We start from the raw sequence: 6,000 nt of genomic DNA, 5'->3' as shown, positions 1-6,000 counted from the left end.
CGCCAGGTTGCGCAGGAATATCTATCGGGAGAGACGCTCCACGGTCTGGCGAAGCGCCACGATGTCCAGCGTCAGCTGATCCGTGTCTGGGTCCGCAAGTATGAGGAGGGTGCTTTCGATGATGATGCGCAGGCCGCGGACATCATCCAGGAATACGAAGCACGGATTGCCGCCCTTGAGCGGCTTGTCGGCAAGCAGGCCCTGGAGCTGGAGTTTCTAAAGGGGGCTCTGAAAAGCGTACCGCCGCCGAAAAGAGAGATTACATCCGTCGTCACCGGCCCCGTGGCCTCTCTGTCGCCGAAGGATGTCGGCTGATGGGGATCGCGCGTTCGACCTACTATGACCGTCGGGACAGGCAGGCCGACGACACCGCGATTGTGGAAGCGATATTCGACATCTGCGACGAGTTCGAGTTTTACGGCTATCGCCGCGTTGGCGCTGCTCTTCGCCAGCAGGGCCTCGTAGTGAACCACAAGAAAATCCGGCGTCTCATGCGTGAGCATGACCTACAACCCAAGATCAAGCGGCGGTTCATTGCCACGACCGACAGCAATCACAATGGTCCGATCTTCGCAAACCTGGCAAGGGATGTCATCCCGACGGGGCCGAACCAGCTCTGGGTTTGGCGATATGACCTACGTGGCGCTGCCAGGCCGTTTCGTCTACGTTGCCATCATTCTCGATGCCTGGTCGCGCTTGATCGCCGGCTACGCCATCGGGCGGTCGATCGACGCACGCCTGACAGTTGCAGCCTTGAAGGCGGCTATCGAGCGAAGAAAACCGCCACCAGGCTGCATTCATCATTCCGATCGCGGATCGCAATACGCTGCGGAGATCTATCGGCAACTCCTTGCCGACGAGGGTTTGATCGGCTCGATGGGACGAAAAGGAAATCCTTATGACAACGCCAAGGCAGAGAGCTTCATGAAGACGCTCAAGGTGGAAGCTGTATATCCGATGGCTTTCGAAACTTACGAGGATGTCATTGAGCATCTCCCCCACTTCATCGAGGAGAATTACAACAAACGCAGACTGCATTCGTCGCTGGGATATCTCAGTCCGCAGCAGTTCGAGGATCAATACGTCCGGCAGACGGGCAAAACCGCAGCCTGATCAATGTCCACCCCAAGGGGCGCACTCCAATCCCGGGTCAGTTCTCGGCGGAAATCAACACGCTGAGCATAAAATGTCTCACCCCCTCATCATCGTCCTTAACGGGCGACGACAATCCAGTTCGGATAGTTGCCAGGGTCCACCCCTACTTGCGGGCGGTAGCGGACAACCGATCGCCCGACACGATTGCATGGATCACCTCGCCGGCTGCATAAGCGGCGCACTGACCAAATGCTACGCGGTCAACAGCCACCACAATGCCAATGCCATGGCGGCCGACATGAACAATGCACCGCCATGGCGCGCCAGCTTCCCCCTGGCCCGCCCGCCTCTCTACTCCCGTCGCTCATTGTCATGAATCTCCCGCTTCGCACGGTAGGCTAATCGCCATTTACTAATCCTCCCTGAAATGCGCGATCGTCATGTCACAACCGGGCAAATAGGACCAATCCAATGCCCAATCTTCTGAAGTGGCCCGAAGTAGCCTTGCTCCGCTGCTGACGAAGGACGGCACAGGGCGTGCTCCGGTGAAAAGATGGTTGTGAAAAGGGCGGGAGCCGTGTGGGGCTTTGATACGGCCCCCGCCAATACACGGCGTCGCCGCCGGGTCTCAGATACAACCGGCTCCGGCAGGAGCCGATGCTTGTATGACACGCAGGGTGGGAAGGCGCTTCACCCTGCAGGGTGAAATCGCACTCGCCGGCAAGTCGTCATTGATATGCGTCGCTGAGTGAGAATCCGCATTCCCGGATGCCGCGCGGCAAAGCCGTTACACGCTTCCTGTCCGGGTCGACGGAAATTCCGGTACGCAAAAAAGGGCAGGCAGTTCAAACATTCAGCGCGGCAGAGCAGACGGCTTGCGAGCATCGAACAGATGGCGGATCCCACTCGCCCACTTCAAACAGGGAGGAGGGATGTCTTGGCAAGACGGAGCAGCTCGAGCTGGCCCTTCGTTCCCGTCTTTGCGTAGAGGCTCTTCATTTGTGACCGGATAGTCTCCCGCGAAAGCGCGGCAGCATTGGCAATTTCGTCGACGCTCTTGCCAGCCATGATGCCCGCGAGCGCCCGCGTCTCCGCTGCAGTAAGCCCGTACGCTTTGGAAAAATAGTCGCCGTTCACCCTCGGCATCGTGTTCCCCTGTTCCATCAGGATAACGATTGTCGGCCCCTGGAAGTAGAGCGACAGGGGGTCTTTGGCGACTTGTATGAAGGTCAGCTTGAAGGCATCGACCATACAGCTCGCCACCCGCGATCCCTGGTAGGACCTGTCGAGCATCTGGCTGAGCAGATAATCCGCCCTCTCCTGGCAGACTTTGATTTTTCCGAGCAGGGTTACCCGCAGGCAGCGACCGGTGTTGATCATGTTTTGGCCAACTGACGAGGCGGACTTGACGAGGCCGCGATCTCCGACGACCACCATGCCGATGTCGACGGCATCGAACAGCGAGCTTCCGATTTCCGCTATGGTCCTTTGGCCCGGCTCGGACCTGAAATGCTTGAATGCGCGATTGAGGTGCGGCGCTAGCCGGGTCAGGGTATCGGCGGCGTGCCTGTTTGCTTCCGGATCCGGACATGATGTCAGCGTCGACAGGAGGAAAGAGCGCCCTTCCTCTCTGACTATGGTCACTCCGACTGCGGACTCCCCACCGACCTTTGACCAGAAGTCATTATAGAACTCGGTCTTCACCAAGCGGTCGCGCGGGAACATCTGCTCGGCCACCACGCCCAGACCTACTTTCCTTACCGCCGCCGCCGGCATCCACGGGTTGATGCTGGAGTAATACTCTCCGTATTTGGCGACCTCGGCGGCATCGAAGCCGGAGTTGAGGTTGAAGGCACCCTTGCTCCGTCTGCTGTCGTGGTAGAAGAGGGTGGACCGACCGTCGGGAAGTATCCGGCTCAACTTCGCCAGAAAGTCCTGCCATGTACCCTCGCCGAAAACGGTGGCGTAGATGGAGTCGACAAGTTTGTCTTCGACCGTTGATACCGTCACTAAATCCCCGGCTCCAGTTTCTGCGTGCAGCCGCACGACCCGCTGCGTCACGTGTCACTGCGGCATCAATAGACTAACATTGCAACGTTTTGGTTGACAACGCAGAGGACAAAATCGAAACACAACACGTGCACGCCGTTTCGACAAGGCGGATGAAATTGCGAGGCTCATATGCTCCGCAAGCCCACCGAGGGTACTGGCGTTGACCTCCTGGAAAGCCGGTCAAGATTGGAATGATCGGAACAATGCTGTTCGCCGCGTTGCCCGGCAATCCGAACGCGGCGCTCGCGCGCCATCCGTCAGATTGCGCTTCCTGCAATCCGGGCTATCGCAGGACTCGGCAATTGGACCGGAATGGTCGTCGGCGGCCTCAGGATTCGTGTATGAGAAGCGGCTTGGACGGACCAAAATTTGTTCCGGCGACGATAACCGGGCGGGACGAACTGGGGGCGGCCTGTGCTGACTGTGCTCAGCCGCGGGTCGTCGGCAAGCCTCATGGCGATGGCTCTTGCTGATGGCATCGCCGTGCTACCACCTGATGTCGGCTCGATCGAGCGCGGCCTTCCACTTCGCCTCGAATCCTTCCGCTGTGGCTAAGTGCTCGTCCGTCAACACCCGACATTGACCCCGAAGGTGACTTTCATTCTCCAGGAATTATTTGACTGCTCTCGGTCCGAGAGCCTCCGGAGAAGTTCAAGTGGTTGCTACTCTGGCCGTCAGCGCCGGCTTAGTGAACGCATGCGGAGCCTCCTGAGGTAGATTGTGTCCAACGCTGCCAGCGATGAAGCGATGTGCGCACCGGCCGGAGAACGAGGCGTGGCCGACACCGCTAAGCGGCGTCGGCCCATTTGCAACCGTGCTGGACAACACGCGGAGTGACAGGTTGCGTTTGACGTGATGATGTACCGGCGGCGCGAGCCGCGACATGGCGCATCAGATGACGAATATCTTCGGGAGCGAATCCGTCCCGAGCCATGACAAGTCTGACAATCGGATCCACTAAAAGATCTTCCGAGGCAGACATTCCGGCAGTACCTCATAGAGCAGCAGTCATGACCGTTCTGCGATCACCCGTCGCCCCGCACCTGCCGTTGCAGGCTGAGTGGCCAACCAGAGAGCAAGCCCTGTCCATCGTCGCGGCGCTCGACCGCATGACCGAAGGCACAAACTCGGAACTGGACAGGCTCACGGGGCTGCCCGATGCCCAGACCGTGGCGCAGCGATCTTACATGGTCTTTGGCTTTCCCGAGCTTGAGGCTGAGGCGCTCGCAGGGCGAATGGCGAATGTCTTCATGCGGCCACGCACGGGCACCATGAGGGCACCTGACGCCATACCTGAGGTGGCAGCCCCAGACCTCTCGACCGGGCTCACACCGGGCCGCTGAGGCCACAGACAATACAGACAGCGCAGCACCTTCCGCACCTCGGGGCATTCCGTCTCGGGGGCGATCAACTATGCCAGAAAGGCAGACACACATGACCAACACATTCATCTCGGGCAACGTCTACGCCGAAGCCACCGGAGCAGCCGAGACCGTCGACAGCGGCGATACCCGCAAGCCAGCCGCAGCACCGATGCTCGAAGGCGTAACGACCGTTCATAACGGCGTGGTTGTCACCGTTGCTCAGGTCGAGGCGGAAGCCAGAGCCAAGGCGGAAGCCGAAGCAGAAGCAGCGGCCAAGGCTGCCGAGTAAACCCACAAAATCGGTGCTCGGGACAATTCCGTCTCGGGGCCCTCCCCCAATTGAAAGGAACAGACCAAATGAACGAGCATAACAAGGCGTCTTATGGCGCGATGTCGGGCACCGAAGCCCGTCTTCCGACCGCAGCGGAGAGCGCATTTCAGGCCATGACCGGCGAGCAGCGTCGGGATCACATCGACCGGCTCGAATATGCCTCGGTCAAGGCAGACCAAGCGAACAAGGCGGCGGCGCTTAAGGCACAGGTTGACGCGGCCACGCAGGTTTCGCTGGACGGGAACGCATGGTTCCAAGCCCAGCAGCGTGGTCAGCTTAACCAGCGGATCACCGTCGCCAACGGTCAGACGACCGTGGAGCAGTTGAACGCGAAAGCTCCGATGAACTCGGGACCCTTCATCTCGGCACCGGCTGCCATTGTCGACCAGCTTCCGGTGACTGTTGGAGGCATCCAGTTGGGACCGCAGCAGGCCAAGGACATGCTGGCCCGTGGCGAGATCAGCAAGGCGGATTATGACCGTGGCTTGAACGAAGCCCTCATTCCCTACGGCTACGGCAAGCCCATCGCGTCTTTCAGGTAGCCTCGCCAGCCCCAGAACAGCCTCAGGAAACTGGGGTGGAGGGCGAGGAAGACGAGACCGACGAGGAGAAGGCCGACAAGGTCCACAACAAGCTCTCAGCGACCGCAGACGAGGCCATCAACAGGTGGGCCGAGACTGCCCCGCTGGAGACGCAGCAAGCCGTGGTTGATGCTTATGCCGAGACTGGCATAATCGACTATGAGCGGGCTGGCGTGGATCAGGTCGAGGCCCTTGTGGTCGAGCAGGCGTTCACGCAGCGGCTGGAGCGTAGCATTTTGACGCCCGTTGGGCTCGACCTGGACACGTGGTCGGAGTTCATCGACCAAGCTGAGTTGCCAGCGTTCCGCATGGCGGTGGTCCGTGGTGACTGGGCCTTGCTCACTGACCACGCTCAACGGGTGGCGGCGCACATAGCGGCGAACCCTGACTGATAGACCTCCCCAAGGGTGACAGCTTGACCGATCGAAGCCGAAGAGCGGCAGAGACGGACAGGAACCCCAAGCTCCCAAGCTGTCACCCGAGGGGCTTTCCGCAAGCCGACAGGCTGAGGACCAGCCACATCGACACGGACCATGGGAGGAGAGGCGTTGCATATCTGATGGGCCGATGGTCCCCC

At 60.0% G+C, this 6,000-nt stretch carries 8 protein-coding genes and 1 pseudogene; 8 read left to right on the top strand and 1 reads right to left on the bottom strand.

Annotated features, from left to right (window positions below; all coding sequences use genetic code 11):
• The 3 genes and pseudogenes from G6N73_RS27555 to G6N73_RS37270 all read left to right on the top strand — a co-directional run.
• The coding region (locus G6N73_RS27555; RefSeq protein WP_165033162.1) for a transposase at nt 1-315 on the top strand (315 nt) is incomplete at its 5' end.
• Nucleotides 315-473, top strand: a pseudogene (locus G6N73_RS37275) (IS3 family transposase); the annotation flags it as partial. The gene G6N73_RS27555 and the pseudogene G6N73_RS37275, both read left to right, overlap by 1 nt.
• A gap of 28 nt (nt 474-501) precedes the next feature.
• A complete protein-coding gene (locus G6N73_RS37270) occupies nt 502-1,113 on the top strand; it encodes an IS3 family transposase (protein ID WP_165033161.1) in 612 nt (203 codons plus the stop codon).
• Nucleotides 1,114-2,010: 897 nt separating this feature from the next.
• On the opposite strand, the gene G6N73_RS27540 is transcribed toward G6N73_RS37270, so the two are convergent.
• Nucleotides 2,011-3,156, bottom strand: coding sequence for a helix-turn-helix transcriptional regulator (locus tag G6N73_RS27540; RefSeq protein WP_343044757.1), 1,146 nt, complete (start codon nt 3,154-3,156; stop codon nt 2,011-2,013).
• A 444-nt stretch (nt 3,157-3,600) separates the two neighbouring features.
• Between G6N73_RS27540 and G6N73_RS37265 the strand changes: the two genes are divergently transcribed.
• From G6N73_RS37265 to G6N73_RS27515, 5 genes are all read left to right on the top strand, one after another.
• Nucleotides 3,601-3,702, top strand: a complete 102-nt coding sequence (locus G6N73_RS37265) for a hypothetical protein (protein WP_343044756.1) — start codon at nt 3,601-3,603, stop codon at nt 3,700-3,702.
• Nucleotides 3,703-4,157: 455 nt separating this feature from the next.
• Nucleotides 4,158-4,490 carry a hypothetical protein gene (locus G6N73_RS27530; protein ID WP_165033160.1) on the top strand — a complete coding sequence of 111 codons (333 nt, stop codon included), beginning with the start codon at nt 4,158-4,160 and terminating at the stop codon, nt 4,488-4,490.
• Nucleotides 4,491-4,581: 91 nt separating this feature from the next.
• Nucleotides 4,582-4,800: a hypothetical protein gene (locus tag G6N73_RS27525; protein ID WP_165033159.1), complete on the top strand. Its 219-nt coding sequence runs from the start codon at nt 4,582-4,584 to the stop codon at nt 4,798-4,800.
• Between the two features lie 101 nt (nt 4,801-4,901).
• Complete coding sequence (locus tag G6N73_RS27520) at nt 4,902-5,384, top strand: hypothetical protein (protein WP_165033158.1); 483 nt, start codon at nt 4,902-4,904, stop codon at nt 5,382-5,384.
• Between the two features lie 35 nt (nt 5,385-5,419).
• The gene (locus tag G6N73_RS27515; RefSeq protein WP_165033157.1) at nt 5,420-5,815 is read left to right on the top strand and encodes a hypothetical protein; all 396 of its coding nucleotides are present in this window, start codon (nt 5,420-5,422) and stop codon (nt 5,813-5,815) included.
• Nucleotides 5,816-6,000 lie beyond the last annotated feature (185 nt).

Origin of the sequence: Allomesorhizobium camelthorni (assembly GCF_011045125.1) — a bacterium.
Taxonomy (GTDB): Bacteria; Pseudomonadota; Alphaproteobacteria; order Rhizobiales; family Rhizobiaceae; genus Allomesorhizobium; species Allomesorhizobium camelthorni.
Note: the sequence above shows the minus strand (reverse complement) of the source record. Positions and strands in the feature narration are given on the sequence as shown.